We start from the raw sequence: 26435 nt of genomic DNA on the forward strand, positions 1-26435 counted from the left end.
GGCGACCCAGGACACCACGGAGGGGCCGCGGTTGCGGGCCACGCTCTCCTGGCCCGGCGCCCTGTTCACCGAAACACGGGTGGGCGCTCTGGCCGGACTCTGGCACCAGGCGTTGAGGGCACTCGTCGCGCACGCGGAGAACCCGGACGCAGGCGGACTCACCCCCTCGGACCTCTCCCTCGTCCCCCTCACCCAGCACCACATCGACCTGCTCGAAGCGAAGTTGAGGAAGTAACGATGCCCCAGAGCCAGATAGAGGACGTCCTGCCCCTCTCGTCGTTGCAGTCGGGCCTGTTGTTCCACGCGCTGTACGAAGAGGAGGGTCCGGACCTCTACACCGTCCAGCTCGCCGTCGAACTGCGCGGCCCCCTCGACGCCGGCCGCCTGCGGACCGCCGCCGGAGCCCTGCTGCGCCGACACCCCAACCTGCGGGCGCTCTTCATGCACGAAGGCATGGACCAGCCCGTCCAGGTCGTCCGCAGGGAGGTCGAACTCCCCTGGAGCGAAGTCGACTTCGGAGCACCTCGCTCCGAGGCCGGCCCGATTCCGGGCGACTTCGACGCTCTGCGGGAATCCGAGAGAGCCCGCCGCTTCGTGCTGGACGAGGACGTCCTGCTCCGCTTCGTCCTCGCCCGGCAGCCCGACGGCTCCCACCGGCTGCTGATCACCCTGCACCACATCCTGCTCGACGGCTGGTCCGTGCCCATCCTGCTGGACGACCTCTTCGAGCTGTACGAGCGTGGCGGCGACGAGTCCGGCATGCGCCGGGCCACCCCCTACCGGGACTACCTCGCGTGGCTGGCCCGCCAGGACCGCCCCGCCGCCCTCGCCGCCTGGTCCCGCGAACTCGACGGCCTCACCGGTCCCACCCTGCTCGGCGCGGGCCCCGAGGGCTCCACCGGCGCCGGTGCGCTCCTTCCCGCGACCCTGTCCGTCGAGCTGACCCGCGACGAGACCCGGGCCCTCACCGCCCTCGCCCGTGACCGGGGCTGGACCCTCAACACCCTGGTCCAGGGTGCCTGGGGGCTCATACTCGGACAGCTCCTGGGTCGCGACGACGTCGTCTTCGGCGGCACCGTCTCCGGCCGTCCGCCCGAGCTGCCCGGCGTCGAGACCGTCGTCGGCCTGCTCATCAACACCCTTCCCGTGCGGGTCGGCTGGCAGCCCGGGGACCGGATCTGCGACCTCCTCACCGGTCTGCAGGCCCGGCAGTCCGCACTCACCCCTCACCAGTTCGTCCAACTCGCGGAGATCCAGAGCCAGTCGGGTCACCAAGAACTCTTCGACACCACCACCGTCTTCGAGAACTACCCGGTCGACGCCGCCGCCGCCCCCCAGCTCGCCGGCGGCGTCGAGATCACCGACATGGACGCGCGGGACGCCACCCACTACGCCGTCACCCTCCTCGGCCTTCCGGGTGAACAGCTCCGCTTCCGGCTCGACCACCGCCCCGACCTCGTCGACGCCCGGACCGCCGCCCGCCTCGGCAGCCGGCTCCGCCGCGTCCTGGCCGCCTTCGCCGACGATCCCGACGTGGCCGTACGCGACCTCGTCCCGCTCGACGAGGACGAGCGGCACCTGGTGCTCACCGCGTGGAACGACACCGCGTACCCCGTCCCGGACACCACGCTCACCGCACTCCTGGAGGAGGGCGCGCTCCGCTCGCCCGACGCCACCGCCCTCCGGTACCACGTGCCGGAGGGCGGCCAGGAAGCGGAGTGGGCCGGGACGACGTACGCCGAACTGCACGCGGACGCCAATCGGCTCGCCCGCCTTCTCATCGACCGGGGCGCCGGCCCCGACCGCCCGGTGGCCGTCGCCCTGCACCGGGGACGCGAACTCGTCGTCAGCCTCCTCGCCGTACTCAAGGCGGGCGCCGCGTACCTGCCCGTCGATCCCGAACTGCCCCATGGGCGGATCGAGTCGATGCTCCGCACGGCCGGCGCCGCCATCCTCGTCACCGACCTGCGGGCCGCCGCCGACCGGCCCTCCGTCCTCATCGGCGCCGCCGCCTGCGACGTCGTACCCGTCCTGCTCGACGACCCCGCGACCGTCGGCGACCTCGCGGAACACCCCCACCACCCAGTCGCCGACGCCGAGCGAGCGGCATCCCTGCGCCCCGGCCACCTCGCCTACGTCATCTTCACCTCGGGCTCCAGCGGTACCCCCAAGGGGGTGGGCGTCCCCCACTCCGGCATCGTCAACCGGCTGCTCTGGACCCAGGACCGGTTCGCCCTCGGTCCGGACGACCGGGTCCTGCAGAAGACCCCGGCCGGGTTCGACGTCTCGGTGTGGGAGTTCTTCTGGCCGCTGCTCACCGGTTCCTGCCTCGTGGTCGCCAGGCCGGACGGCCACCGCGACCCCGCCTACCTTGCCGAGACCATCGCCACCCAGCGGGTCACCACCGTCCACTTCGTCCCGTCGATGCTGGACGCCTTCCTCCAGGAACCCGCCGCCGTCCGCACCGCCGGGGTGCTGCGCCGCGTGCTGTGCAGCGGCGAAGCGCTTCCGGCCGCGACCGCCGACCGGGCGGCCGAGGTCCTCGGCGCGCCCGTGCACAACCTGTACGGGCCGACCGAGGCGTCCGTCGACGTCACCCACTGGGACTGCGTCCCCGGCGAGGCGCCGGTGCCGATCGGCCGCCCCGTCCACAACACCCGGCTCTACGTCCTCGATGGCGCGCTGCGCCCGGTGCCGCCCGGCATCGTCGGTGAACTGCACCTTTCGGGAAAGCAGTTGGCGCGCGGCTACCTCGGACGCCCGGCGCTCACCGCGGAGCGATTCGTCGCCGACCCGTTCGCCTCCGACCGCCCCGGCGCCCGTATGTACCGCACGGGCGACCTCGTGCGGTGGCGGGAGGACGGCGCGCTGGAGTACCTGGGCCGCACCGACGACCAGGTCAAGATCCGCGGTCTGCGCATCGAACCGGGCGAGATCGAGGCCGTGCTCGCCACCGCTCCCGGCGTCGCCCACGCCCGCGTCGTCGTCGGCGGCCCACCGGGCGGGGAGCACCTCGTCGCGTACGTGGTTCCCACCGACCCCGCGGCGCCCCCGACGGAACCCGGGCTGCGCGAGCGGGCTTCGGCCGCGCTGCCCGCCCACATGGTGCCGTCCGCCTTCGTCGCCCTCGCCGACCTCCCGCTGACCCCCAACGGCAAGCTCGACCGGCGGGCCCTGCCCGCCCCCGACTTCGAGGCCCTCGTCGGTGGCCGGGAAGCGCGGACCGCCACCGAACAGGCCCTGTGCGCCGCTTTCGCGGAGGTGCTGGGGCTGGAGAAGGTCGGTGTCGACGACAGCTTCTTCGACCTCGGGGGCCACTCCCTGACCGCGACCCGTCTGGTCAACCGGGTCCGTGCCGCACTCGGTGCCGAGCTCGGCGTCCGCTCGGTCTTCGCGGCCCCGACCCCGGCGGCCCTCGCGGCCCTGCTGGGCGGCCGCGACCTCGAATCCGGCGGCCTGGGCCCCGTACTGGAGCTGCGCACCACCGGCAGCCTGCCGCCCCTGTTCTGCCTGCCGCCGGGGGCAGGGCTGAGCTGGTGCTACGCGGGCCTGCTCGGCGGCCTCGACCCACGACAGCCCGTGTACGGGCTCCAGTCGCAGGGCCTCACCGGGGCCCCGGAGGAGGAGACCCTCGACGCGCTCGCCGGACAGTACGTCGGGCACATCACCCGCATCAGGCCCCACGGTCCCTACCGGCTGCTCGGCTGGTCGGCCGGCGGACACCTCGCCCACGAGGTCGCCGTACGCCTCCAGGAGCGCGGCGAGAAGGTCGAGCAACTCGTCGTGCTGGACTCCTACCCGGCCCGGCTACCACACGGTGGAGGGGAGGCGGTGGGCCGGGACGCGATCATGGCCGAGACCTTCGGGGACGCGTTGCCCGATCCGCAGGCCCCGGACGCCCGGGACCGGGCCCTGGAGCTCGTACGGGAAGAGCTCGGCGATGCCGCCCTCGGGCGGGTCGGCGACGCCATGGCGGAGGCCGTCCTGCGGACCTACCTCCTGCACACCCGGGCGATCCTCAATTACCGGCACCGCGTGTTCGACGGCGATCTGGTGTTCTTCCGGGCCGCCGACTGGACGGTGGACCCGGAACGGCGGGACGTGCGGCGCTGGGAAGATCACGTGAGCGGCGCGATCACCCTTAACGAACTTGCCGTGAAACATGACGAGATAGCCCTTCCGGGGATTCTCGCGGAAATCGGAAAGGCTATTGCGGAAATCAAGTGAATTGACTAGTGTCGTGTCATCCTGCTGGAAATCACAGAAATGGAAAAGGTCATGGTGAATCCCTTCGAGGACAACGAAGCCGAGTTCTACGTCCTGGTCAACGCCGAGGGCCAGCACTCACTGTGGCCGGCTTTCGCCGAGGTCCCGGCGGGCTGGAACCAGGTCTTCGGCCCGGGCGCCCGGCAGGACGCCGTGGAGTACGTCGAGCGTGAGTGGACCGACCTGCGGCCCGCGAGCCTGGTCCGCGAGATGGCCGGGGCGAAAGACTGATGGGGGCCGTCGGCGGCGCGGGCACGGGGGAGGTCGCGGCGAAGGGGGCGGGCGCCCGGTGGCTGCGCAACTGGCACCCCCGCCCCGGGGCCGCGGTCAACCTGGTGTGCCTGCCGCACGCCGGCGGCTCCGCCGGCTTCTACCGGGGCTGGCCCGACCTGTTGCCGGCCGAGATCGACTTCCACGCGGTGCAGTACCCCGGCCGCGAGGACCGCTTCGCCGAAACGCCCTTCTCCGGGATGGCGGAACTGGCCGACGCGATCACCGGCGCGATCCGCCCGCTGTTCGACAAGGACGTTATCCTCTTCGGGCACAGCATGGGTGCCTCCGTGGCCTGGGAGGTCGCCGGCCGGTGTGAGGCCGAGGGTCTGATGCCCCGACTGCTGCTGCTGTCGGGGCGCTCCGCCCCCCTGCGGCGGCCGGTCGGCACCCCGGCCCGCCGCCCCCGGACCGACGACGAGATCGTCGCCGAGATCCGGGGCTTCTCCACCGCCGGATCGACCGCCCTGGACGACCCCGACCTGAGGGAGCTGCTGCTCCCGATGATCAGGGCCGATTACCGGCTCGTCGAGGAGTACCGCCCGGAGCAGCCCCGTCCCGTCCGGGCGCCGATCGCGGTCCTGCACGGGCGCGACGACACCGAGGTCACCCCGGAAGGGGCCTCCGCGTGGCGGGAATTCACCACGGCGCTCTGCACCGATCACGTATTCGAAGGCGGTCACTTCTATCTCCGGGAACACGAGCGGCCCGTGCTGAGCACCGTCTCCGCACTGGTCGCACGTGCTCTGCGCTGACGCGGACCCGCGTCCGGTTCAGCCTTTGCGGCTGCGCCGGACGCGGACGGCCGCGCTGAGCAGAACGATTCCCGCCAGGATGAGAACCGCGCTCGCCAGATTCTGATTCCCCGGGAACGAGTTCACGATGAAGAAACTCTCCTCCGGGTCCTTGCCGGTCATCCGCTGGACGATGGGGGCCACCCCCTGGAGGAGCAGGAGCACACCGCCGATATCAAGAATCCACAGCATTGATTCAGTTCCTCTTCCCCGCGTGACAGAAGCTGGTCTAATGTTCTCGCGTGCATCGTAACGGCGTTCCGGGTTCCCCGGGGCGCTTTCTTTGTAAATATTGGCCGAATATAGACCCCGTGAAGATTCGAGAGGGAAAGAATATGGACATGCTCAAGGGGAAGACCGTACTCATCACCGGAGTCCTTACCCACAACTCCATCGCCTTCCACACGGCCCGCCTCGCCCAGGAGCAGGGCGCCACGGTGCTGCTCACCGGGTACGGCCGCATGAGCCTCGTCGAGCGGATCGCGCGCAGACTTCCCGAACCGCCACCGGTGCTTGAACTGGACGTCACCGACAAGGTTCAACTCGACTCCCTCGCAGCACGGTTGGAAGCTCACACCGGCCATCTCGACGGAGTCCTCCACTCGGTGGCCGGCGCCCCGGCCGGCGCCCTCGGCGGTAACTTCATGACGACCGAATGGGAGGACGTCGCCCGCGCCGTGCACGTCTCGACCTACTCCCTGCAGGCCCTCACCCGCGCCGTCCTGCCCCTGCTCGGCGAACGCTCCAGCGTCGTCGGGCTCGACTTCGACGCCTCCCGGGCATGGGCGGAGTACGACTGGATGGGCGTCGCCAAAGCCGGCCTGGAGTCCTGCGCCCGCTACCTCGCCTCCTACCTCGGGGCGAGCGGCGTCCGCGTCAACCTGGTGGCCGCGGGCCCTCTCCGTACCACCGCGGCGGTCAACATCGGCTCCGGGGACGGCTTCGACGCGGCCGAGGAATGGGCGAGCAGGGCACCGCTCGGCTGGGATGCCGAACACTTCGCCCCGGTGGCCCGTGCCTGCGTGGCCCTGCTCTCCGACTGGTTCCCCGCGACCACCGGCGAGATCATCCATGTCGACGGCGGCGCGCACGCGGTCGGGGACCGCCCCGGCGCGCGCCGCTCGACGGCCGGAGTCCCCGCATGAGCGCTCTCGCACGTTCCGTCCCGCAAGCCCTGGAGGGCGACGGGGTGGTAATCGGGGCGATCGTCGTGTGCGAGATCGCCTTCTGGGCCTTCCTCGTACTCGGGCTCCTCGCCCGGTACGCCCTGCGCGCGCGCCGCCTCGGTGCGGTGCTCCTGCTGTGCGTGCCGCTCTCCGACCTCGCGCTCGTCGCCTTCTCCCTCGCCGACCTGCACTCCGGCGGTACCGCCGGAGCCACCCACGGGCTGGCCGCCGTCTACCTCGGGGTCTCGATCGGATTCGGCCCCGAGATCGTCCGCCGCGCCGACGCATGGTCGGCCCACCGGCTCACCGGCGCCCCGGCCCCCGCGAAGCCGCCGGAGTCCGGACCCGAACGGGTCCGGCACGAATGGCGTTTGTGGCTGCGGTGCGTGACGGCGTGCACGGTGGCCGCCGCGCTCACCCTGCTCATGTCGGTCGTCGCGGCCCCGGCTGCCCAGGCTTCCGGACTCTGGAACCTGGTCGCCCAGTTCGCCCTCGTGACCGCCGTCTGGCTGGTCGTCGGCCCGCTGCGGCACCGGTACCGCGCGAACCGCGACAGAGGGCGGGCCTGAGGGCTGTCCGGCCGGTCATGGCCAGGGCTGCGACGCCCGGCACGGCACCTCGCCGCGCTGCCGGGACTCCTCGTACAGCCGGTACGCGGACGCTCCTCCGCCTCACGACCACCGCATCCGACGCCGCGCACCGACCCACCACGAATGGCGGGAGAACCCTTGGAGGAGCGCGAGGAGCGCGAGGAGCGCGAGGAGCGCGCAGACGGAGTGGAACCGGACAGGTCCGGGAAGAGGAGAGAGCCTGACCAGCACTCGAATCCCTGAGCCGTGTCCGACAATTCCCGGCGGGCGGGCGGCGCCCGGCACGGCACCTCGCGGTGGTGTCGGAACGCCCGAGTACCTCCAGTACGCGGGCGATCCTCCGCCTTGCGGTGCACCGCACCGGGCGCCGCCCGCCGAACCGACGCGAATCATCAGACACGGCCCAGGGGGAACAGTGACGACCACCCGCGCCACGACCGCGGGCACGAACGCCGGCGGAGAAGGCCGCCCGGCCGACGACGCGACGGCGGCCGGGGGGCGGCTCTCCGCCCTCGGGGTGCTCGGCGAACTCCGCCGCACCGGCGACATCCACGTCTGGGGCTGGCGTACCGGCAGCGCTCCGGACGCCGACGATCTCGACCTGCTCGACGAGGGCGAACTCCGCCGTGTGCGCGAGTACCACCATCCCCGGGACGCCGCCGCGTTCGCCCGGACCCGGGCGAACGCCCGGAGAGCGCTCGGTGGACTGCTTGACGTGCCCGCCCGGGACGTCTCCCTGGGCAACCGCCCGTGCCCCTCCTGCGGAGCCCGGCAGCACGGCCCGCCGGTCCTGTTGCGCCCGCCCTACCCCCTGGCCGTCAGCCTCTCCCGCACCGAGGGCTACGGGATGCTGGCGGTCTCCGCGGACACCTCGGTCGGCATCGACGTGGAGGCGCTCCGCCCGGTCGACGCCGAAGGGCTCGCCGACGTGGTCCTCACCGGACGCGAGCGTGCCCACGTGCTCGGTGTTCCTGAAGGACCCGTCCGCGCACAGCGGCACTTCTCCTGCTGGACCCGGAAGGAAGCCGTCGTCAAAGCCGCGGGCAGCGGACTGCTGTTGGCGGACCTGACCCGGCTGGAGGTCCGTCCCGAGGACCCGGGACCGGTGCGGAGCGCCTTCCGGGACCGGGGACGAACCCTCACCTGGTGGGAGGTCCACGACGTACCGGTCGAGGGCCCGTGGACCGCCGCCGTGGCCCGCCCGGCAGAGGCCCCTGACCGGCGGGGCGCGCCGCACACCACCGGCGTCGTCGTCCTGCACCCGACCGGCACCGAGGGCTGAGCCGGAAGCACGGTCACGCTGTGGGGCCCGAGCCGGAAGCGGGGGCCGGCTCCGGGGCCGGAGCCTCCCGTCCTGTCCTGGCCCGTGGTCCCTCCGGGGTCTCCCCCTGGCGCCCCGCCTGCCTCACCGCCCAGGCCGGGCACACCCCTGTTCCCGGACCGGTGACTGCTTCGGTGGCTGTTCCTGGGCGAACAGCCGTACCAGCGTGGGCAGTCGGTACATCAGGCGCTGGTCGGACCCCACCCCCGTCACGTCGATCAGCCGCGCGTCCGCCAGCGCTTCCAGGGCCCCCTCGGCCGCCCGCTCGCCGGTGCGCAGCACCGACGCCGCGGCCGCCGCCGAGAAGTCGTTCTCCGGCAGGGTGGCCAGCCGGAGGAGCGTCCGCACGGACGAGGCGGGCAGTGCCGCGCAGCCGGAACGCAGGCCGGCCCGGACGTCCAGGTCGCCGTGGCGCAGTTCGTCCAGGCGCCGCCGGACGGGTAGCAGCCGGGAGAGGAGTGCGGTCACTCGAGCCCTCGGTTCGTCCGCCAGTCGCAAGGCGCAGATCCGCAGGGCGAGCGGCGAGTGGTCGCACAATTCCGCGAGCGAGGCCGCGGCGGCGGCCTCGGCCGCGATGCGTTCGGGTCCCGCTACCGCGGCAAGGAGGGCCAACGCCTCGTCGGTGCCGAGCGGGTGCAGCCGGACGAGCCGGTACGCACCGTCGAGGACAGAAGGTGCCCGGCTGGTCAGGATGGACCGTGACCGGGTGCCCGTCGGGAGCAACGTAGCGACCTGCGCGGCGTCCACGACATTGTCCAGAACGACGAGGACCCGCCGGTCGGTGAGGACCCGCCGGTAGAGCTGGACGCATTCCTCGGCCGAGTCGGGCAACGCGTGCGCGGGTGTCCCGAGGGCGCGCAGGAAGTCACGGAGCACGCCCTGCGGGTCGGGCCGGGAGCCCTCGGTCCCGCCGAGGTCCGCGTACAGCTGACCGTCGGTGAACTGGTCGCGCAGCAGATGGGCGGCCCGTACCGCCAGTGCGGACTTGCCCGCCCCGGGCATTCCGGTGATCACGACCCGGTGCCGCCGGCCCGCGTGCGGGGGCCGGGTCGAGCCGCGCAGCTCGTACACCACCTCGGCAAGAGGCAGCGCGTGTCCGGTGAAGTGGGTGACGTCGGGCGGCAGCATGGCGGGTACGGGTCTGCCGGCGGACAGGGGCCCGTGGGCACCGGTGGGGCCGGACGCGGTGCGCCCGCCGTACGGGCCGGTGGTCCCGGGCAGCGCCCCGGGCACCGCCCTCGTCCTGCCCGGGGGGACGAACTCCCCGCCGTCCAGCACCTGCCGGTGCACCTCCCGCAGTACGGGCCCCGGGTCGATGCCGAGTTCCTCACGCAACATCGAACGGCCCTGCTGGTAGACGGAGAGGGCGTCGCCCTGCCGGGAAGCCCGGTAGAGGGCGGTCATCAGTTGCGCGCGCAGCCGCTCGTCGAGGGGGTGGACGGCCACCATCCGCGTCAGCTCGGCGATGAGCTCATGGTGCCGGCCCAGTGCCAGATCGGCCTCGATGCGGCAGGAGAGCGTTGTCGACCAGGCCTCTTCCCACTGCGGGACCTCGGACTCGCACAGGAACTCGGTCGTGCTGGCGAACGGTGTTCCCCGCCACAGCTCCAGCGCCGCCGCCAGCAGAGTGCTCGCCTTGTCGAAGTGACGGGCCTCCAGGGCCTCGCGGCCCAGCCGGTCCAGCCGGTCGTACTCGACGCTGTCGACCCAGGAGTCGCCCGCCGCCAGTACGTAGCCCGGCTGGCAGCGCGCGATCTCGATGTCATCGGCGAACTGCTTGCGCAGCCGGGAGACGTACGTGTAGATCTGCGCCTTCATCGTCGTCGGCGGGGCCCAGCCCCAGAGGAATTCGCTGAGCCGGCCGTCCGAGACCACCCGCCCCCGGGCGAGCAACAGCGCGGTCAGCACCGTGTGGATCTTGGACCCGGCGAGCGGCAGCACCGCGCCGTCACGGCGAGCCTCCACCGGCCCGAGGATGCGGAACTCCATCGTGTACCCCGTTAACATCTGACCTCGATTTACATCCGTGGGCGGACGTTAACGAAGGGCCGTGTCGTACGGCTGTCGGCTCGATTTCGCCGGTGGAGGACCGACGAAATCGCGCCGACAGAGCGTGCGGGAGAGTGCTGCCGGCAGAGCGTGCGACAGCGCTGAGGATCAGGTCGGGGTCGTCGGCCCGTCCCCGGGGCGGAACGGGCAGCGCCACTCCCGTTCCGTCATCCGGCCCCCGTAATGCCGCGCCTCTTCCTGGTACGTCAGGAAACTCGGGTTGGCCGAACCGTGGAAGGCCCGCTCCCGCTTGCGAATCTTCATGCGCAGCTTGAAGAAGTTGACGCCCAGCGCGTTGAACTGTTCGTGCGAGTTGAAGACCAGCGTCGGCCGCGAGAACCTGCGGCTCGGCCGGGATGCCCCCGGGTGCAGCCCCACGACGAAGAAGGGGTGGCCCTTCACGGAGTACGCGAAGTGCTTGGACCCAGGATCGCTGTCGTACGTCTCGTTCCAGCCGAACCGCGTTCTGTCCAGCTCGTGGATGGCCTGAAGGTGCTGCCACAACGCGCTCTCGAACTCCTCCTCGGTGAGCAGCGGCCCCGGCCCGTCGAAGGTGGCGACGAACGAGGTGAAGCTGCGCGCGCTCGGCTCGAACGTGGACAGGAACGTGTAGAGGTCCTCCAGTTGGGCCCCGACGGCAGCCGCGGACCCGAGATCGCCGTAGTGGTGGTGCTCGATGGCACCGCGCCGCAGCGACGCTCGCGCTCCGAGGCAGACGAAGTCCTCCTCCTCGATGAACGAGGTCAGCGAGGAGTACACCCCGTCGGCTTCCGCCGCCGCGTCCGCGGTCGTCTCCGTCTCCCCACCCATCTCCCTCACCGCCCGGACCGGCCGAACAGGGAGACCGACCAGGGCACGACCAGCAGCATGATCCCGACGGACCAGCCGACCGTCGTCAGCACCGTTCCGGTGGGCGCGGAACCGGTGCCGATCAGCAGCCGGCAGGCGTCCGCCAGGTTCGACAGGGGGTTGACATCGGTGAAGGCGTGCAGCCAGCCCGGCATGGTCGACGTCGGAGCGAAGATCGAACTGCCGAACTGCAGGGGCAGTACCGCGACCATCCCCAGTCCTTGTACGGCCTGAGGGCTCTTCAGCGCCAGTCCGAGCAGCACCGACACCCACAGCAGCGCCAGCCCGAACAGCGCCGTCAGCCCCACCGCTCCCAGCAGTCCCAGCACACCGCCCGGAAGCTTCATCCCGAGCAGGAACGCCATGACCAGGAGCACTGCGGTGGCGGCCGCCATCCGCCCGCACTCCACGGCCACCTTCGCGGTCAGCACGGCTGCCCGGTGGATCGGCAGCGTGCGGAACCGGTCCATGACGCCAGTCCTGAAATCGGAGTTGATCCCGGTTCCGGCGGTCATGGCGATGTTGACCGCCATCATCGACATGAGTCCCGGCATCACGTACTGGACGTACTCCTCCTGGCTCCCCGCCACCGCGCCGCCGAAGACGTACACGAACAGCACGGTGTAGATCACCGGCATCAGCAGGATGTCGAACAGGGAGTCCGGGTCCGCCTTGATCTGCAGCAGGTTCCGTCGGATCAGCGCGCTCACATGCCCGATCCCGCTCCGCGCGTACACACTCGCGCCGCCTCGGGGCGCTTCCACGGCACTCATACGAGGGCCCCCTCGTCCACGCCGAGAGCCTCGTCAACCTCTGTGGCGCGGGCGGCGTCCTTGCCGGTCAGCGTGAGGAACACCTCGTCCAGACTCGGCAGACGCGTGTCGAGCCCGGCCAGCGCGAACCCGCGCGCACCCAGCACCCCGACCAGCGCGCTGAGATGCTCCGGACCGCGCAGGGGTACCCGCAGCACCCCTTCGGCTCCTCCCCGCCCGCTGACCGGAGCATCCGGTGCCCCGCCCTGCGGCGCCCCGGTCTCCAGCAGCCCGGCGGCCACGAGCGCCGCCGCCATCGGGCCGAGGTCCTCGGCGCGCTCCGGACGGATGCGCAGCTCGCGTCTCCCGACCCGCGCCTTCAGGTCCTCCACCGGACCGTTCGCGATGACGCGCCCCCGGTCGATGACCGTGAGTTCGTCGGCGAGCTGCTCGGCCTCCTCCATGTACTGGGTCGTCAGCAGTACGGTCGTGCCGTTTCCGGCGAGCCCGCGCACTTCGTCCCAGACCTCGTTGCGGGTACGGGGATCGAGCCCGGTGGTCGGCTCGTCCAGGAAGAGAACACGGGGACGCCCCATCACGCTCGCGGCCAGATCGAGCCGCCGGCGCATGCCGCCGGAGTACGTCGCCGCCTGGCGCCCTGCGGCCTCGGTCAGCGAGAACCGCTCCAGCAACTCGTCGGCGCGGGCCCGGGCGATCTTGCGCGACATGTCCAGCAGCCGCCCGATCAGATACAGGTTCTCCCGGCCCGAGAGCTTCCCGTCGACCGCCGCGTACTGCCCGGTGAGGCCGATGCTGCGGCGTACGTCCCGTGCCCTGCGCAGGACGTCGAAGCCGTCCACCGAAGCGGTGCCGGCGTCGGGCCGCACGAGTGTCGACAGAATCCGCACCAGAGTCGTCTTGCCGGCCCCGTTGGGTCCGAGCACCCCGAGAACGGTTCCGCGCGGCACAGCCAAGTCCACTCCGTCGAGAGCGGTCACCCCGGACTGCCCGCCGTAGCTCTTGACCAGCCCTTGAACGACGACCGCCGTGGTGTCCGTCCGTGGTAGTGGTGTCATGCCCGCATTGCACAATCCGCCCCTATGCGGTCCCCATACTTCCGCTACAGCGGGCAGCGGCCCCGTCCCGCGGAACGGGGCCCAGGGCGATGGCCGGACACCGGGCCACTCCTTTCGGGCAGGCCCGCTACCTGGGCCAGTGGGCGATCTGCACGTTCTCCAGCACGCCGACCGCGTCCGGTACGAGGATGGCGGTGGAGTAGTAGGTGCTCACGAGGTAGGACGTGATCGCCTTCTCGTCGAGGCCCATGAAGCGGACCGACAAGCCCGGTTCGTACTCGTCCGGCAGACCGGTCCGGTGCAGACCGATGACGCCCTGGTTCGCCTCGCCGGTACGCATGACGAGGATCGAGCTGGTCTTCTCCGGAGTGACGGGGATCTTGTTGCAGGGGAGGATCGGGACCCCGCGCCAGGCCGGCACCTGCTGCCCGCCGAGGTCGACGTGGGCCGGATAGACGCCACGCGCGTTGAACCCGCGCCCGATCGCCGCGATCGTCCGTGGGTGCGCCAGGAAGAACTCGGAACCGCGGCGTCGGCAGAGCAACTCGTCCAGGTCGTCCGGGGTCGGCGGGCCGGCGTGTGGCTGGAGGCGCTGCTTGAAGTCGGCGTTGTGGAGCAGTCCGAACTCCCGGTTGTTGATCAGTTCGTGCTCCTGGCGCTCGCGCAGCGCCTCGATGGTGAGCCTGAGCTGCTCCTCGGTCTGGTTCATCGGCCCGTTGTAGAGGTCGGCGACCCTGGTGTGGACCCGCAGAATGGTCTGGGCGACGGAGAGTTCGTACTCGCGCGGCTTCAACTCGTAGTCCACGAAGGCGCCCGGCAACTCCTGCTCGCCGACATGGCCGGCGGACATCGCGATCTCCGCCTCGCCGCGATGGTTCTGCTGCCGGCGGGAGAGCGCCGTGAACTCCTCGACGTGCGCCCGGAGACCGGGCGCGCCGGACAGCACGGACGCGAAGTCGGAGCGCGACAGGGTGAGCAGCGTGCCCGAGGTCTCGGCGGTCGCCGTCTGCTCCCACCGGGCGTCCTCGTCCAGCAGGGCGTGCTCCCCGAACAGGTCGCCGCCGGCGAGCACGTCCAGGGAGACCTCGTCGCCGTACGTGCCCACGCTGGTCTGGCTGACCCGGCCGTGAGCGATCAGATGGATCCGGTCCGCCGTCGTCCCGCGCTCGACCAGTGTCTCGCCGGCGCGGAAATCGCGTTGCACGCACCGGTCGGCGAGGGCGGTCAGCACCGCCACGTCGTCGAAGCCGCGCAGCAGCGCCAGTTCACCGAGTTCACGGGGGATCACCCGGACCTCGGCGCCCTCCTGGACGAACTCGATGGTCCCGTCGCCGACGGTGTAGGAGAGGCGACGGTTCACCCGGTACGCGCCACCCTGGGTCTCCACCCAGGGGAGCATCCGCAGCAGCCAGCGGGAGGTGATCTCCTGCATCTGCGGCGCGGACTTGGCCGTGTGGGCGAGTTTGCGGGCAGCCGCCGTGCTCAGGCTCGACTGCCGGGGCAGCGCCAGTTGCTCGTCCGGGCTCGAGTCAACAGTCATCGTGCACGCTCTCCATGGTCAGGGCGGTGACGCGCGCGTACGGACGCCACCGGGCAACAGGAGGAAAAGGGACAGATGAACGGAGAACCGTCCAGACGCCGAGGACACTAACGGCCGCTACGCCTTCCGGAGCCAGGGAAACCGTCGACATTAACTCGATACGATGATCATGTCCCGCCTGATGTTTGTACGGGCGCGGCACTAGCTTCGGCCGCCGCGTCGGCGGCAGCGCGACTGCTCCGGGCGGTGTCCGGAAGGTCCGCCCCCGGTTCGTCGCGTCAGCCGTGCGGACGCCGAAAACCGCGAAGAGCCCTTCGCGGTGACTCACTGCGAAGGGCTCTTCCGGATCGCCGGAGACGTCCGGGGACGTCCGGGCCATGAAGTACGAAGGTGCCGCGTCAGCCGGGGTCCGGCCCTGGTCGACGCGGCCCCGGCTCACCCGTCGGACTCGGCCGAGGGGATGAAGGCGCCGGGCACGTCCTTGGGTGCGAGGACCTTCCTCTCGCCCGGGTACGGCTTCGTCCAGTTGTGCGTCTGGTACCAGGTGAAGTGGTTCATCTGGGCGGGGTTGGCGTAGTCGGGAACGGCCCGGGGGCCGGTCAGCCGCTGCTGGGCCTTCCAGGCGTCCCACTGCGACGCGACCGCGGCCATGGCGGTGGGCACCTTCGCCGTCTCGACGGCCGCGGCGTCCGGGTCCTGCGGCGCCGGGGTGTCCAGGCCGCAGGCGGGCGGGGTCGCCAGTCCGTCGGTCAGCGGGGTCCGGTTGGCGAGGGCGTCGTACGGCGCGAGGTCCGCCGTCCGGGTGAAGGCCCCCGTCATAGGGGTGGCCGCGCTGTCCTTCTGGTTCATCGGGTGGATGCCGAGGATCTGCTCGATGGTGCGGATCATCGTGATCTGCGTGTAGTAGTGGCTGTCGACGGCACCGCGCTGGGCGTAGGGACTGATGATCTGGATGGGTGCGCGGTGGCCGTCCACATGGTCGAGACCGGCCTGGGAGTCGTCCTCGACGACGAAGATCGCGGAGTCCTTCCAGTACGGGCTGTGCGAGATCTCGTCGACCATCCTGCCGACCGCGAGGTCGTTGTCCGCGACCTGGGCCGCCGCGTTCGCCGGGCCGCCGGTGTGGTCGCTGGAGAGCCAGAACATGTTCAGGTTCGCCGGGCCGTTCTTCTCGAAGTCCTGCTTCCAGATCCCGTACCGGTAGACGTCCGGGACGCTGGTGTCGAACTTCGGAAAGCGGTGTACCGAGACGTCGTTGAGCGACGGGATGGGGGAGGAGGAGAGCATCGGGTAGGCGGTGTCCTGCCCCGTCGCCTCCATGTTCTTGCTGTCGCAGTACAGGTTCTGCCAGCTCGCGCCGGCCGGCTTGGTCAGGAACTGCTGGAACTCGCCGAAGTCGCGCACGGACTTGCCGGCCGCCTGCGCACCGGTCCAGAGGAATCCGGTCCGCTGGTGACCGAGGGCGTCGTCCTCGGTGTCGTAACTGCGCAGGTACTCACCGGCCGAGGACTCGGTGTACTCGGGGTTGTCGGCCTGCATCAGCCAGTTGTGGCCCTCGGCGGAGTTCGTGCCGATGTCGTACGTGTTGTCGTACAGCCCGAACTGCTTCGCGAGCGCGTGCTGGTTCGGGGTCACGTTCTCGCCGAACTGCGTCAGCGACGGGTCACCGTTGCCCTCGGGAATGTCGCCGAGGACCTGGTCGTAGGTCCGGTTCTCCTTGACGATCAGAAAGACGTGCTTGATGGTCGACGGGTCGCCGAGCCGCGCGGGGACCGGGACCGGCTTCGCCCTGCTCTTGCCGCGGGCCACCTCGACCGAGCCGGCCGTCCAGCCGTTCTGCTGGAAGACCTTGGCCGTCTCGGCCCTGACGGTCCTGTCGTCGGGCAGGGTGAAGCGGGTCAGGCTCGACGTCGTGTCGTGGGTGGCGTGCCCGGTGCCCGCGGTGGAGCGGCGGGCATCGATGCCGCGGGTGTGGGACACCACCACCTGGTTCCCGACGGAGGCGATCTCCGCGGGGAAGTAGTCCGTCGGGAGCAGACCGAGGTAACTGACCGGTGCCTGCGCGCTCGTGTACCGGTAGACCGCGACCGCGTTCGCGCGGCCGAGTGTCACCAGCAGGTGACCGTCGTCGGTGAGGGTCACCGCGTCGGGCTCGTAGCCCACCGATGCCTGCGGCCACGGCCGGGTGGCGATGGTCTGCACGACCTTGTCGTCGGCGGTCCTGATGACCGACACGTCGTTGGTCGCGGTGTTGGTGACGAACACCGTGCCCTTCTTCGCGTACATCGCGGTCGGGTGGAGCCCGACGGCGATGCTCGCGACCGTGGCGGCCGGCTTCGTCAGATCGATGACGCTGACCGTGCCGGTGGTGGTGGCCCCGGTGTCCGGGTCGGCCGGCACCTGGGTGCCGTAGGAGTTGATCGTGGACTCGCCGGGCTTCGCCGCCCGGCCGCCTTCGTTGCTGACGTAGAGCTTGGTGCCCACCTGCACCATGTCGCGCGGGGCGTTGCCCACCGCCCAGCTCCGCTGGACGGTCCCGGACGCCGCGTCGATGGCGACCACCCGGTTCTGGCCGTTGACCGCGGAGTACACGGTGGCACCGTCGGGCGAGAACACCGCCTCTCCCACCAGGGCGTGCTTGGCCCCGTCCGCCGCGATGCCGACGGTCCTCGGGTCGGTGACGCTGCCGTCGGGGTTCACCCTGAACCGTGTGTAGCCGTCCGGCTGCCCCAGCCAGAGCTGCTTGCCGTCGGGCGAGTACGTGGGGCCTTCCTGTCCCACGGAGTTGCTGCCGATCCGAGGGACCGACGACGCGGAGTTGCTGACGAGCTGCTGCACCTTCCAGCTCTTCAGATCGACGATCGACAACGCGGCGCCGCCGTCGGTGACCGAGGCCGCGAGATGGGTGCCGTCCGGGCTGACCGAGGACGACATGATCTTGCCGTTGTCGATGACGAGGCGGTCGCCGTACGGGGCGAGGTGCTGGTCGCTGGAAATGACCTGACCCTGATGGGTCGTCCGGCCGACCTGCTCGCTGCCGAACTGGCGTGTCGTCGCGAAGGCGGTTCCGGCCGCCGCGACGGCGACAGCGGTGAGGGCGGCCGTCACCAGCGGTGTCCGGCCGACGCGCCTGCCGAGAACGCCCGGCCGGGGCTTCTCGACACGTCTGCGTGTCACCTGCATGAGTTCATCCCTTCGTGGTGCCGAGCAGTTCGACACTGCCGTCGAACTGCCAGAGCGGGTTGGGGGCGTCACCGTCCGGGGTCCGCACGAGGAAGTAACCGTTCACTTGCTTCGGCCCGTCGCCGTCGGCCATGAACCTGCCGTCCGGAGTGATGTCGAGCTGGTAGACGGCTGTCCCGGTGGCCTCGACGTCGGGCAGATGCCAGGAGACGACGCAGCGCCAGTCGTTGCCCGGCCCCCGCGCACCGTCCGCGACGTCGCCCTTGGTGCACGTCGCCGCCGCCTTCAGCCGCGCTTCGGTGACGTCGGGGCGGTGGAGCTGCCCGGTCTGCAGGCGGTACAGGTGGGCGAAGGCCGTGGCGACCGAGTGCTCGACCTTGACCTGCTCGATCCCGGAGCCGGTGGCCGTGGACGAGGCGGCGACCACTCCCACCGTCAGGGAGAGCAGCGCGGCGAGCGGCAGGGCTCCGATGACGACCGCGCGACGGGGCGAGCCGTCCTCGCTCGGGCCGGTGAAGTCGCGTCGTACGAAGTGCAGGTACGCCAGAGTTGTCGCGACCACCGCCCAGACGAGGCTGACCGCGATGCCGATCAGGAGCGGCCCGAGCGTGCCGGGGCTCGTGAACAGGCCGTTCCAGGCGATGAAGGCATAGCCGGGCAGCGCGAGGCGGACGGGGACCGGCAGCGGCATCAGCTGGGCGAGCTGCATCGCGAGGGCCACGAGGGCGGGCAGGAGCAGACCCATCGGGGAACGCCCCAGGGTGACGGAACCCAGCAGTCCGATACCGGCGAGCGCCAGGGTCGGCGCGAGGACGGCGGCCCAGGCCAGCAGCACCCTGGTCGCCGCGTCCGCCGGCGCCAGCAGGTGGCCGTCGAGGCCCACCAGCGGGTGGTGCCCCACCGTCAGGACTCCGCCGACCACGCTGGAGCAGACCAGTCCGGCCACGAGGAGAAGGAGGACGGTGAGGCTGGCCAGTGCCTTGGCCGCGAAGATCCGCCGGGGCGAGCGGACGGCCACGAGCAGGTGGCGCCAGGTGCCGAGCCGGTCCTCGGAGGCGAACACGTCGCCCGCGACGAGCGAGGTCAGCAGCGGGAGCGCCCAGGTTCCGGCGAAGCCGAGGACCACCAGAGGTCCGGCCCACCCCGTGGCGTGCATCCAGCGGCCGAACAGGGTGTCGACGGGCAGGGAGCTCTGCCGGCCCACCGCGGCCACGAAGAGCGCGGGTGCGATCCAGCAGGCGAGAATCACCAGGCGGATCCGCCACTGCGAGAGCAGTTTGACCGCTTCGAACCGGTAGCAGCGGGCCACCGGGACGGGGCGCGTGCCGGGATCGGCCGCCCTGGTGAGGGTCGCGGTCATCGGAGGGCCTCCCGCTGCTCGGTGAGGGCGAGGAACGCGGCCTCCAGCGGCGACACGACGGGGGCGAGCTCCCGCAGCGCGATGCCCGCCTCCACCAGCCGCACCACCAGATCGTCGAGGGCGGGTGCCTGCGCCCGTACCAGGAGCACCTCGGCGTCGGGCCGCCTCGTGGCGTCCTCGACGATCTCGACCCCGGCAGTGTCGGCGGCGACGCGCAGGGCCGCCTCGCGGTCCGGAGTGAGCACTCGGTAAGCGAGTTCGCGGTCTTCGGTCGCCAGCCGGCCGAGGGGGCCGGAGAAGACGACCCGGCCGGCCGCGAGGATGGTGACCGCCGAGCACAGTGCTTCGAGGTCGTCCATGCGGTGGCTCGACAGCACGACGCTGGTGCCATCCGCCGCCAGGCGGGCGAGGACACCGTGCACGTGTCTCTTTCCGGCCGGGTCGAGGCCGTTGGAGGGCTCGTCGAGGACGAGGAGCCGGGGGCGGGTGAGCAGGGCGGCGGCCAGACCGAGCCTCTGACGCATCCCGAGGGAGAAGCCGCGGATGCGGTCGTCCGCGACGTCGGTGAGACCGACCTCGTCGAGCACGTCGTCGACCGCCGCTGTCCGTGAGCCGCCGCCGCGCAGAGCGGTCAGCGCGGTGAGGTTCTGCCGTGCGGTGAGCGAGGGGTAGAGCCCTGGACCGTCCACGAATCCGGCGACGCCCTCAGGTGCGGAGAGCGCCCGTCCGACCGGCGTGCCCAGGATGTCGAGCCGGCCGCTGTCGGCGGTGGCCAGGCCCAGCAGGAGGCCGAGCAAGGTCGTCTTGCCGGCACCGTTCGGTCCGGCCAGGCCGTGGATCCGACCCCGCGGTACCTCCAGATCGACGCCGTCCAGCGCGATGACGTCGCCGAAGCGCTTGGTGATCCCGCGCGCCCGGATTGCGGGGAGAGTGTCCATGAGTCCCTTCCTCGAACAACCTTCGAGGACCGTAGGGCCGACACCCGACCTTCCCAGGGACGGGGAGTTGAACGGACCGGGAACAGAATGCGGCCGTCCACGGCCGCGCCGGTGACTTCCCTCCGTTTGTGACGAAACCGCCGCCGCCGCCGGAATCGCCCGCTCCGGCTCCTGCGCGTACGACCGCGTGAAGAGACCCGGACCTGCCGCTCGACGTGACCGCCGCGGAGCCGGCCGTCGGGACGTTCCCGCCGGCCGACGCGGCCACCGGCGAGGCGCTCGACCGCCCGTGCCCGGACGGCACCGCCGGTCCTGCCGCCCGAAACCCCGTTCGCACACGGGCAGCCACCCCCTCCGCGGGAGGCGCCCGGCGTGTGCGGGACACCGTCCGCGACGGCGTGCGCTTTGATCGGTGGACGAAGACAGGGCAGAACGGACCGTCGATGGAGCACCCGGCATGACCGATGAAGAGTCCGCCACCCCCCACTGGCTGTTCGGCGATCAGCTCGGCCCCCACTTCGCCGACCCGGCGCGGGGCGGACCGCACCGGGACGCGCCGCTGCTGATGATCGAGGCGAGGAGCGTCTTCCGCCGGAGACGGTTCCACCGCGCCAAGGCCCATCTGATCCTGTCGGCGATGCGCCACCGGGCGGCCGAACTGGGCGACCGGGTGAGATACGTCAAGGCGGACACCTACCGCGAGGGGTTGCGTCGGGCCGTGGGGGACGGCCCGGTGACCGTGCACCACCCCACGTCCCACGCCGCCCGCGCCTTCGTGGACGCCCTGCCCTCCGTACGTGTGCTGCCGGCGCGCGGCTTCCTCGTGGCGCACGACGAGTTCAGGAAGTGGGCGGACGACCGCGCCACGAAGCATCTCCGTCAGGAGGACTTCTACCGCTGGGTCCGCCGCACGCACGATCTGCTGATGGAGGGCGACCAGCCGGCCGGCGGCCGGTGGAACCTGGACCACGACAACCGGCAACCGCCACCGCGCGGCGCGACCGGACTGGGCGTTCCGGCGCCCTACCGGCCCCGGGAGAGCGACATCGACGCCGAAGTACGCTCCGACCTCGACCGCTGGGCGCGCGACGGGGACGTCGGGTTCGTCGGCGAGGACGCGCCCCGCAGGTTCCCCGCCACCCGCCGCGAGGCCCTCGCGGCACTCCGCCGCTTCGCCGAGCACCGGCTCGCCACGTTCGGCGCGTACGAGGACGCGATCCTCGCCGGGGATACGACGATGAGCCACAGCCTGCTCTCCTCGTCGCTCAACCTCGGGCTGCTGGACCCCGCGGAATGCGTCGAACGGGCGGAGGCGCGGTGGCGGTCCGGCGACGCGCCGCTCAACAGCGTCGAGGGCTTCGTACGGCAGATCGCGGGATGGCGCGAGTTCGTCTGGCAGGTCTACTGGTACTTCGGCCCGGAGTACCGGGAGAGCAACGCCTTGGGCCACCGGGGCCGACTCCCCGACTGGTTCACCGAGTTGTCCTCGGAGGGGACCGGCGCGAACTGCGTCGGCCACGTTCTGGACCAGGTGAGGGAGACCGGCTGGACCCACCACATCCCGCGCCTGATGATCCTGGGCAGCCTCGCCCTGCAACGGGGCTGGGACCCCCGGGCCGTCACCGACTGGTTCCACCGCAGCTTCGTGGACGGCTACGACTGGGTGATGGTCCCGAACGTGGTGGGCATGTCGCAGTACGCGGACGGGGGGCGCATGACCTCCAAGCCGTACACCTCCGGAGGCGCCTACATCGACCGCATGAGCGACCTCTGCTCCCCGTGCCGCTACAAGCCGTCCGTGCGGGTGGGGGAGGACGCCTGCCCCTTCACCGCCGGATACTGGAACCTGCTGCACCGCCACCGCGACCGGTTCGAGCGCAACGCGCGGATGAGCCAGGTGGTCCGGGGGCTGGACCGGCTCACCGATCTCGACGAACTGCTGGAGCAGGAGAGCCGCCGCGAGGACTGAGCGCACGATCCGGCACACCCGGTGGCCGCCGGCCGCCCGCACTCGAGAAGGAGAAGCACGTGACCCAGCCGTCCGGGGGGCCCGCCGGAGAAGAACCCGCCCCGGCGGAGCCCGAGCAGCAGGCACTCTTCGCCTGGCCGGAGAGCGCCCCGGCGTCCGCCGCGCCCCAGCCGTTCCGGGACAGCCCGCAGGCGCGCCGGATGCTCGACGTACGGGAGGTCTACGCCGAACCTGCGGCCCTCGACTCCCCGCGCGGCCGGCAGATCATGGCCCGGCTGCCCGGGGCGCGCGTGACGGAGGTCGACTCCCACTGGCGCATTCCCTCCCTCCACGGCAACGACGGCAACATCGCCCGGTGGGTACGCGTCAAGACCGAGACACTCGTCCTCGGCGTCAAGCACCAGCTCGCCACACGCCCCAACGGCAGGTCGGCCGACTGGATCGCGCCCGGCCCCTCCAACGGCTGCGCGATGGCCTGCGTCTACTGCTACGTCCCCCGGCGCAAGGGCTTCGCCAACCCCATCACGCTGTTCACCAACATCGAGGCGATCGTCGCCCACGTCCGGCGCCACGTACGGGCCCAGGGCCCCAAGCCGGAGCCCAACCAGTGCGATCCGCACGCGTGGGTCTACGACATCGGCGAGAACGGTGACTGCTCCGTGGATGCCCTGATCTGCGACAACACCGCGGACCTCATCGCCGCGTTCCGTACCCTGCCGACGGCGAAAGCCTCCTTCGCCACGAAGTTCGTCAACCCCGACCTGCTCGCCCTCGATCCTCAGGGCCGTACCCGCGTGCGCTTCTCCGTCATGCCGCCCGACGACGCACGGCTGCTGGACATCCGCACCAGCCCGGTCACGGAGCGGATCGCCGCGGCCGCCGACTTCCTCGACGCCGGCTACGAGGTCCACTTCAACCTCTCGCCCGTCGTGCTGCGCCCCGGATGGCAACGGGACTGGGCCGACCTGTTCACCCACCTCGACGACGTGCTGCCCACCCGCGTGAAGGAGCAGGCGGCGGCCGAGATCATCATGCTGACCCACAACCAGTCGCTCCACGAGGTCAACCTCGGGTGGCACCCACGCGCCGAGGACGTGCTGTGGCAGCCCGAGGCCCAGGAGACCAAGCGCTCCCAGAACGGCGCCCTCAACGTCCGCTACGAGCGCGAGGTCAAGCGGCAGGCCCTCTCCCGCCTCCAGCGGTTGCTGGAGGAGAACGCACCGTGGATGCGCGTGCGGTACGCCTTCTGACGGGGCCACTACGCAGGGGCGGGGAGCCGGCCACGACGGTGCCCCCGGGAGCGCCGTCATGGCGCGCCACAACCGCCTGGGGCCCTCTGACCGCCCCCCCCGTGTGAGTGGCTCCCGGTGGAGCCTGTCGGGCTCCCACCCGCCCGCCCGCTCTGATGGAGGGCGTGACCCTCGACCGGCCCATGTACCGCGCCAAGCGCCGCCTCCTCGGCGAACCCCTCACCACCGAGCGCATCGGCGAGGAGAAGCTGGACAACCGGACGGCGCTGGGCGTACTCGCCTCCGACTGCATCAGTTCGTCGGCGTACGGCTCCGAGGAGATGCTCCGCGTCCTCGTTCCCGTCGTCGGAGCGGCCGCCTTCACCCTGATCATGCCGCTGACCGGGGCGATCCTGCTGGTCCTGCTGCTCCTGACGCTCTGTTACAGCGACGTGGTCACCCTCTACACCCGCGCCGGTGGCTCCTACGTGGTCGCCCGGGAGAACTTCGGTCCGAACGTCGCGCAGCTCGCCGCCGTGGCCCTGCTGGTCGACTACATCGTCACCGTCGCCGTCCAGGTCTCGGCCGGCACCAACGCGCTGATCTCACTCGCCCACCTCGCCGGGGACAGCTGGACGGGCCTGGACCACCTGCAACTTCCCGTCTCGGCGGGGATGATCGTCCTGCTCGCCTACGGCAACCTGCGTGGGGTCCGCGAAGCGGGCAGGATGTTCGCCCTGCCCGCATACCTCTTCATGACCGCCGTCGGCCTCGTCCTGATCGTGGCGGCCGTGCGCGGCCTCACCGGCGGCCTGCCGCACGCCGACCTCGAGGCCGCCGGGGCCGTCCCCCTGGGCACCCCCGGCGACGGATGGCTCTACGGCGCCTCGCTCTTCATCGTGCTCCGCTCCTTCGCCAACGGCGGCTCGTCCCTCACCGGCCTGGAAGCGATCTCGAACGGCATCTCCGCCTTCCGCGAACCGCAGGGTCGCAATGCCAGGCGCACCCTCGTCACCATGAGCTGCGTCCTCGCCGTCCTCGTCTTCGGCGTCTCCACCCTGGCGCATTACACCCATGCCGTCCCGTACACCGACGGAACACCGACCGTCATCGCGCAGGAAGCGCATCTGGCGTTCGGCGGCGGTGTAGCGGGAACGGCCGGACTGGTCTTCGTCCAACTGGCGACCGCGCTCGTCCTCTACACCGGTGCCAACACCCCCTTCACCGGCTTTCCCTTCCTGGCCGGCTTCGTGGCCCAGGACCGGTTCCTGCCACGGGTGCTGACCAGGCGGGGGCACCGGCTCGCCTTCTCCAACGGCATCATCGCCCTCGCCGTGGTCTCCCTGGCGCTGCTGCTCGCCACCGGCGCCAGCGTGGAGAGACTGGTGGCGTTGTACGCGATCGGGGTGTTCACCGCCTTCACCATGGCGGGAGCCGGTCTCACCGCCTACCACCTGCGACGGCGCGAGCCGCTGCGCCGGACGAAGATCACGGTCAACGCGCTCGCGGCGGTCATCTCCGCGGCCGTCGTGCTGATCTTCGCGGTCACCAAGTTCACCGAGGGCGCCTGGCTGGTCGTGGTGATCTTCCCGCTCGGAGTGTGGGTGCTGGTGCGGATCAACCGCGAGTACCGGCGCGAGGCCGCCGTGCTGGAACGGCTTCCCACGGGAGCGGACCGGCCCCGGGTCCGCCGCCACCAGGTGTTCGTCCTCGTCGACACACTGGACCTGGCCACGCTGAAGGCCCTGCGGTACGCCCACGAACTGCGGCCGGACGGGACCCGCGCGGTGCACTTCGCGATCGACGAGCCCCGCGCACGGCTCCTGTCCGACGTCTGGGAATCGACTGCCGCCACCTCGGTGGCACTGGAACTGGTGGCCTGCCCGGACCGCCGGCTGCGCCACGCGATGCGGGAACTCGCCGTCCGCACCACACAGGACGACGAGACGTCGCTGACGGTCCTCGTGCCCCGCCGGATGTACGCCAACGCCCTCGGCAAGCTGCTCCACCGGGGCACCGGCGAGGCGATGGCGAAGGCATTGGGCAACCTGCCGCACGTCGCCGTCACGATCCTGCCGTTCGACGTCTCACGTGCCCTGCGGCAACTGGAGTCCGGCCGCACCCCTCCGCCGGAGTGAAGGAGTCCTCCCGTCGCGCGCATCACGCGATCCGGGCGCCACCACCCCCGGCGCGCTCGGAAGAGGCCAGGTCGGAAGAGGTCAGGTGGTGGTGGTCTCGACGGCCGGGGCGGGGGTGGGAGCCGAGCGGCGCGCGGGTACGAGGAAGAGCGCCATGACCGGGACGACGTAGAGCGCCCAGGCGGCGCTCTGGAGGACCGTCGGGTCGGGCTGGAAGTTGAACACGCCCTTGAGGAGGGTGCCGTACCAGCTGTCGGCGGGGACGGCGGAGCTGATGTCGAACGCCAGGGTGTGCAGACCGGGGAGGAAGTCGCCCTCCTGGAGGTCGTGGAATCCGTAGGCGAGGACGCCCGCCGCGACCACCACGAGCATGGCTCCGGTCCAGGTGAAGAACTTCGACAGGTTGATGGTCAGGGCACCGCGGTAGAACAGCCAGCCCAGTGCCACGGCGGTGAGAAGCCCGAGCGCGGCGCCGATGAGGGGACGGACCCCGTCGCCGGTGGCCTGCACCGCCGTCCAGATGAAGAGCGAGGTCTCCAGACCCTCCCGGCCGACGGCCAGGAACGCGGTGAGGACGAGGGCGCCCGTGCCCATGGCGAGGGCGGCGTCGAGCCGGCCGTGCAGTTCGGTCTTCATGTGGCGCGCGGTGCGCTTCATCCAGAAGACCATCCACGTCACCAGGGCGACCGAGACGATCGACAGGCTGCCGCCCAGCAGCTCCTGGGCCTGGAAGGTCAGGGTCGAGGAGCCGAACTGGAGGACGGCACCGAAACCGAGGGACAGGGCGACCGCCAGGCCGACGCCCAGCCACAGCGGCCCCAGCTTGTCCTTGTTGCCGGACTTGACCAGGTAGGCGACCAGGATGCAGACGACCAGGCTGGCCTCCAGGCCCTCGCGCAGGCCGATCAGATAGTTGCCGAACACGGCGTCAATTCCTTCCGGGAG

At 71.3% G+C, this 26435-nt stretch carries 19 protein-coding genes and 1 pseudogene; 10 read left to right on the forward strand and 10 right to left on the reverse strand.

The window, feature by feature from the left end:
- The 4 genes and pseudogenes from ACFYPN_RS26520 to ACFYPN_RS26535 form a co-directional block, all read left to right on the forward strand.
- Positions 1 to 235: pseudogene (locus ACFYPN_RS26520) on the forward strand (peptide synthetase); the annotation flags it as partial.
- 2 nt (positions 236 to 237) lie between these two features.
- A complete protein-coding gene (locus tag ACFYPN_RS26525) occupies positions 238 to 4227 on the forward strand; it encodes an amino acid adenylation domain-containing protein (RefSeq protein WP_389301566.1) in 3990 nt (1329 codons plus the stop codon).
- A gap of 51 nt (positions 4228 to 4278) precedes the next feature.
- Positions 4279 to 4497 (forward strand): MbtH family protein, encoded by a 219-nt coding sequence (locus ACFYPN_RS26530; protein ID WP_358760268.1) that lies wholly within the window; start codon positions 4279 to 4281, stop codon positions 4495 to 4497.
- Positions 4497 to 5291: a thioesterase II family protein gene (locus tag ACFYPN_RS26535; protein WP_389301569.1), complete on the forward strand. Its 795-nt coding sequence runs from the start codon at positions 4497 to 4499 to the stop codon at positions 5289 to 5291. Before ACFYPN_RS26530 ends, ACFYPN_RS26535 begins: the two co-directional genes overlap by 1 nt.
- A gap of 18 nt (positions 5292 to 5309) precedes the next feature.
- Here ACFYPN_RS26535 and ACFYPN_RS26540 read toward each other — a convergent pair whose 3' ends face one another.
- A complete protein-coding gene (locus ACFYPN_RS26540) occupies positions 5310 to 5522 on the reverse strand; it encodes a hypothetical protein (protein WP_358760264.1) in 213 nt (70 codons plus the stop codon).
- Between the two features lie 143 nt (positions 5523 to 5665).
- On the opposite strand from ACFYPN_RS26540, the gene fabI reads away from it, so the two are divergent.
- The 3 genes from fabI to ACFYPN_RS26555 all read left to right on the forward strand — a co-directional run bounded on the left by fabI (position 5666) and on the right by ACFYPN_RS26555 (position 8368).
- Positions 5666 to 6475 carry an enoyl-ACP reductase FabI gene (gene fabI, locus ACFYPN_RS26545; RefSeq protein ID WP_389301572.1) on the forward strand — a complete coding sequence of 270 codons (810 nt, stop codon included), beginning with the start codon at positions 5666 to 5668 and terminating at the stop codon, positions 6473 to 6475.
- Positions 6472 to 7065 carry a hypothetical protein gene (locus tag ACFYPN_RS26550; protein ID WP_358760260.1) on the forward strand — a complete coding sequence of 198 codons (594 nt, stop codon included), beginning with the start codon at positions 6472 to 6474 and terminating at the stop codon, positions 7063 to 7065. Before fabI ends, ACFYPN_RS26550 begins: the two co-directional genes overlap by 4 nt.
- Before the next feature lie 436 nt (positions 7066 to 7501).
- Positions 7502 to 8368 carry a 4'-phosphopantetheinyl transferase family protein gene (locus ACFYPN_RS26555; RefSeq protein WP_389301575.1) on the forward strand — a complete coding sequence of 289 codons (867 nt, stop codon included), beginning with the start codon at positions 7502 to 7504 and terminating at the stop codon, positions 8366 to 8368.
- A 123-nt stretch (positions 8369 to 8491) separates the two neighbouring features.
- On the opposite strand, the gene ACFYPN_RS26560 is transcribed toward ACFYPN_RS26555, so the two are convergent.
- From ACFYPN_RS26560 to ACFYPN_RS26595, 8 genes are all read right to left on the reverse strand, one after another.
- Positions 8492 to 10396 carry a BTAD domain-containing putative transcriptional regulator gene (locus ACFYPN_RS26560; protein ID WP_389301577.1) on the reverse strand — a complete coding sequence of 635 codons (1905 nt, stop codon included), beginning with the start codon at positions 10394 to 10396 and terminating at the stop codon, positions 8492 to 8494.
- Between the two features lie 168 nt (positions 10397 to 10564).
- On the reverse strand, positions 10565 to 11266 hold the full coding sequence (gntA, locus tag ACFYPN_RS26565; RefSeq protein WP_358760255.1) for a guanitoxin biosynthesis heme-dependent pre-guanitoxin N-hydroxylase GntA: 702 nt from the start codon (positions 11264 to 11266) through the stop codon (positions 10565 to 10567).
- A gap of 5 nt (positions 11267 to 11271) precedes the next feature.
- Entirely contained in the window at positions 11272 to 12078 is an 807-nt protein-coding gene (locus ACFYPN_RS26570) for an ABC transporter permease (protein ID WP_358760253.1), read from the reverse strand.
- Positions 12075 to 13133, reverse strand: coding sequence for an ATP-binding cassette domain-containing protein (locus ACFYPN_RS26575; RefSeq protein WP_389301581.1), 1059 nt, complete (start codon positions 13131 to 13133; stop codon positions 12075 to 12077). The genes ACFYPN_RS26570 and ACFYPN_RS26575 overlap by 4 nt, the downstream gene beginning before the upstream one ends.
- A gap of 127 nt (positions 13134 to 13260) precedes the next feature.
- Positions 13261 to 14673 (reverse strand): family 2B encapsulin nanocompartment shell protein, encoded by a 1413-nt coding sequence (locus ACFYPN_RS26580; protein WP_389301584.1) that lies wholly within the window; start codon positions 14671 to 14673, stop codon positions 13261 to 13263.
- A gap of 435 nt (positions 14674 to 15108) precedes the next feature.
- A complete protein-coding gene (locus tag ACFYPN_RS26585) occupies positions 15109 to 17856 on the reverse strand; it encodes an alkaline phosphatase family protein (RefSeq protein WP_389301586.1) in 2748 nt (915 codons plus the stop codon).
- A gap of 4 nt (positions 17857 to 17860) precedes the next feature.
- Positions 17861 to 19216: an ABC transporter permease gene (locus ACFYPN_RS26590; RefSeq protein WP_389301589.1), complete on the reverse strand. Its 1356-nt coding sequence runs from the start codon at positions 19214 to 19216 to the stop codon at positions 17861 to 17863.
- A complete protein-coding gene (locus tag ACFYPN_RS26595; RefSeq protein WP_389301592.1) occupies positions 19213 to 20154 on the reverse strand; it encodes an ABC transporter ATP-binding protein in 942 nt (313 codons plus the stop codon). The genes ACFYPN_RS26590 and ACFYPN_RS26595 overlap by 4 nt, the downstream gene beginning before the upstream one ends.
- 457 nt (positions 20155 to 20611) lie before the next feature.
- Here ACFYPN_RS26595 and ACFYPN_RS26600 point away from each other — a divergent pair, with 457 nt between their 5' ends.
- The 3 genes from ACFYPN_RS26600 (at position 20612) to ACFYPN_RS26610 (ending at position 25490) form a co-directional block, all read left to right on the forward strand.
- Positions 20612 to 22123: a cryptochrome/photolyase family protein gene (locus ACFYPN_RS26600; protein WP_389301594.1), complete on the forward strand. Its 1512-nt coding sequence runs from the start codon at positions 20612 to 20614 to the stop codon at positions 22121 to 22123.
- 59 nt (positions 22124 to 22182) lie between these two features.
- Positions 22183 to 23373, forward strand: coding sequence for a spore photoproduct lyase family protein (locus ACFYPN_RS26605; protein WP_389301597.1), 1191 nt, complete (start codon positions 22183 to 22185; stop codon positions 23371 to 23373).
- 182 nt (positions 23374 to 23555) lie between these two features.
- Positions 23556 to 25490, forward strand: a complete 1935-nt coding sequence (locus ACFYPN_RS26610) for an APC family permease (protein WP_389301775.1) — start codon at positions 23556 to 23558, stop codon at positions 25488 to 25490.
- Between the two features lie 81 nt (positions 25491 to 25571).
- On the opposite strand, the gene efeU is transcribed toward ACFYPN_RS26610, so the two are convergent.
- Complete coding sequence (gene efeU, locus ACFYPN_RS26615; protein ID WP_358760241.1) at positions 25572 to 26414, reverse strand: iron uptake transporter permease EfeU; 843 nt, start codon at positions 26412 to 26414, stop codon at positions 25572 to 25574.
- Positions 26415 to 26435: the final 21 nt, after the last annotated feature.

The organism is Streptomyces sp. NPDC005576, from assembly GCF_042871745.1.
Lineage (GTDB): Bacteria > Actinomycetota > Actinomycetes > Streptomycetales > Streptomycetaceae > Streptomyces.

Coding starts and splice junctions, on each gene's coding strand:
- gntA (WP_358760255.1), bottom strand. CDS start 11,266: ATGGGTGGGGAGACGGAGACGACCGCGGACGCGGCGGCGGAAGCCGAC.
- ACFYPN_RS26540 (WP_358760264.1), bottom strand. CDS start 5,522: ATGCTGTGGATTCTTGATATCGGCGGTGTGCTCCTGCTCCTCCAGGGG.
- ACFYPN_RS26590 (WP_389301589.1), bottom strand. CDS start 19,216: ATGACCGCGACCCTCACCAGGGCGGCCGATCCCGGCACGCGCCCCGTC.
- ACFYPN_RS26580 (WP_389301584.1), bottom strand. CDS start 14,673: ATGACTGTTGACTCGAGCCCGGACGAGCAACTGGCGCTGCCCCGGCAG.
- ACFYPN_RS26600 (WP_389301594.1), top strand. CDS start 20,612: ATGACCGATGAAGAGTCCGCCACCCCCCACTGGCTGTTCGGCGATCAG.
- ACFYPN_RS26575 (WP_389301581.1), bottom strand. CDS start 13,133: ATGACACCACTACCACGGACGGACACCACGGCGGTCGTCGTTCAAGGG.
- ACFYPN_RS26530 (WP_358760268.1), top strand. CDS start 4,279: ATGGTGAATCCCTTCGAGGACAACGAAGCCGAGTTCTACGTCCTGGTC.
- ACFYPN_RS26585 (WP_389301586.1), bottom strand. CDS start 17,856: ATGCAGGTGACACGCAGACGTGTCGAGAAGCCCCGGCCGGGCGTTCTC.
- ACFYPN_RS26550 (WP_358760260.1), top strand. CDS start 6,472: ATGAGCGCTCTCGCACGTTCCGTCCCGCAAGCCCTGGAGGGCGACGGG.
- ACFYPN_RS26610 (WP_389301775.1), top strand. CDS start 23,556: ATGTACCGCGCCAAGCGCCGCCTCCTCGGCGAACCCCTCACCACCGAG.
- ACFYPN_RS26560 (WP_389301577.1), bottom strand. CDS start 10,396: ATGGAGTTCCGCATCCTCGGGCCGGTGGAGGCTCGCCGTGACGGCGCG.
- ACFYPN_RS26525 (WP_389301566.1), top strand. CDS start 238: ATGCCCCAGAGCCAGATAGAGGACGTCCTGCCCCTCTCGTCGTTGCAG.
- fabI (WP_389301572.1), top strand. CDS start 5,666: ATGGACATGCTCAAGGGGAAGACCGTACTCATCACCGGAGTCCTTACC.
- ACFYPN_RS26535 (WP_389301569.1), top strand. CDS start 4,497: ATGGGGGCCGTCGGCGGCGCGGGCACGGGGGAGGTCGCGGCGAAGGGG.
- ACFYPN_RS26595 (WP_389301592.1), bottom strand. CDS start 20,154: ATGGACACTCTCCCCGCAATCCGGGCGCGCGGGATCACCAAGCGCTTC.
- ACFYPN_RS26570 (WP_358760253.1), bottom strand. CDS start 12,078: ATGAGTGCCGTGGAAGCGCCCCGAGGCGGCGCGAGTGTGTACGCGCGG.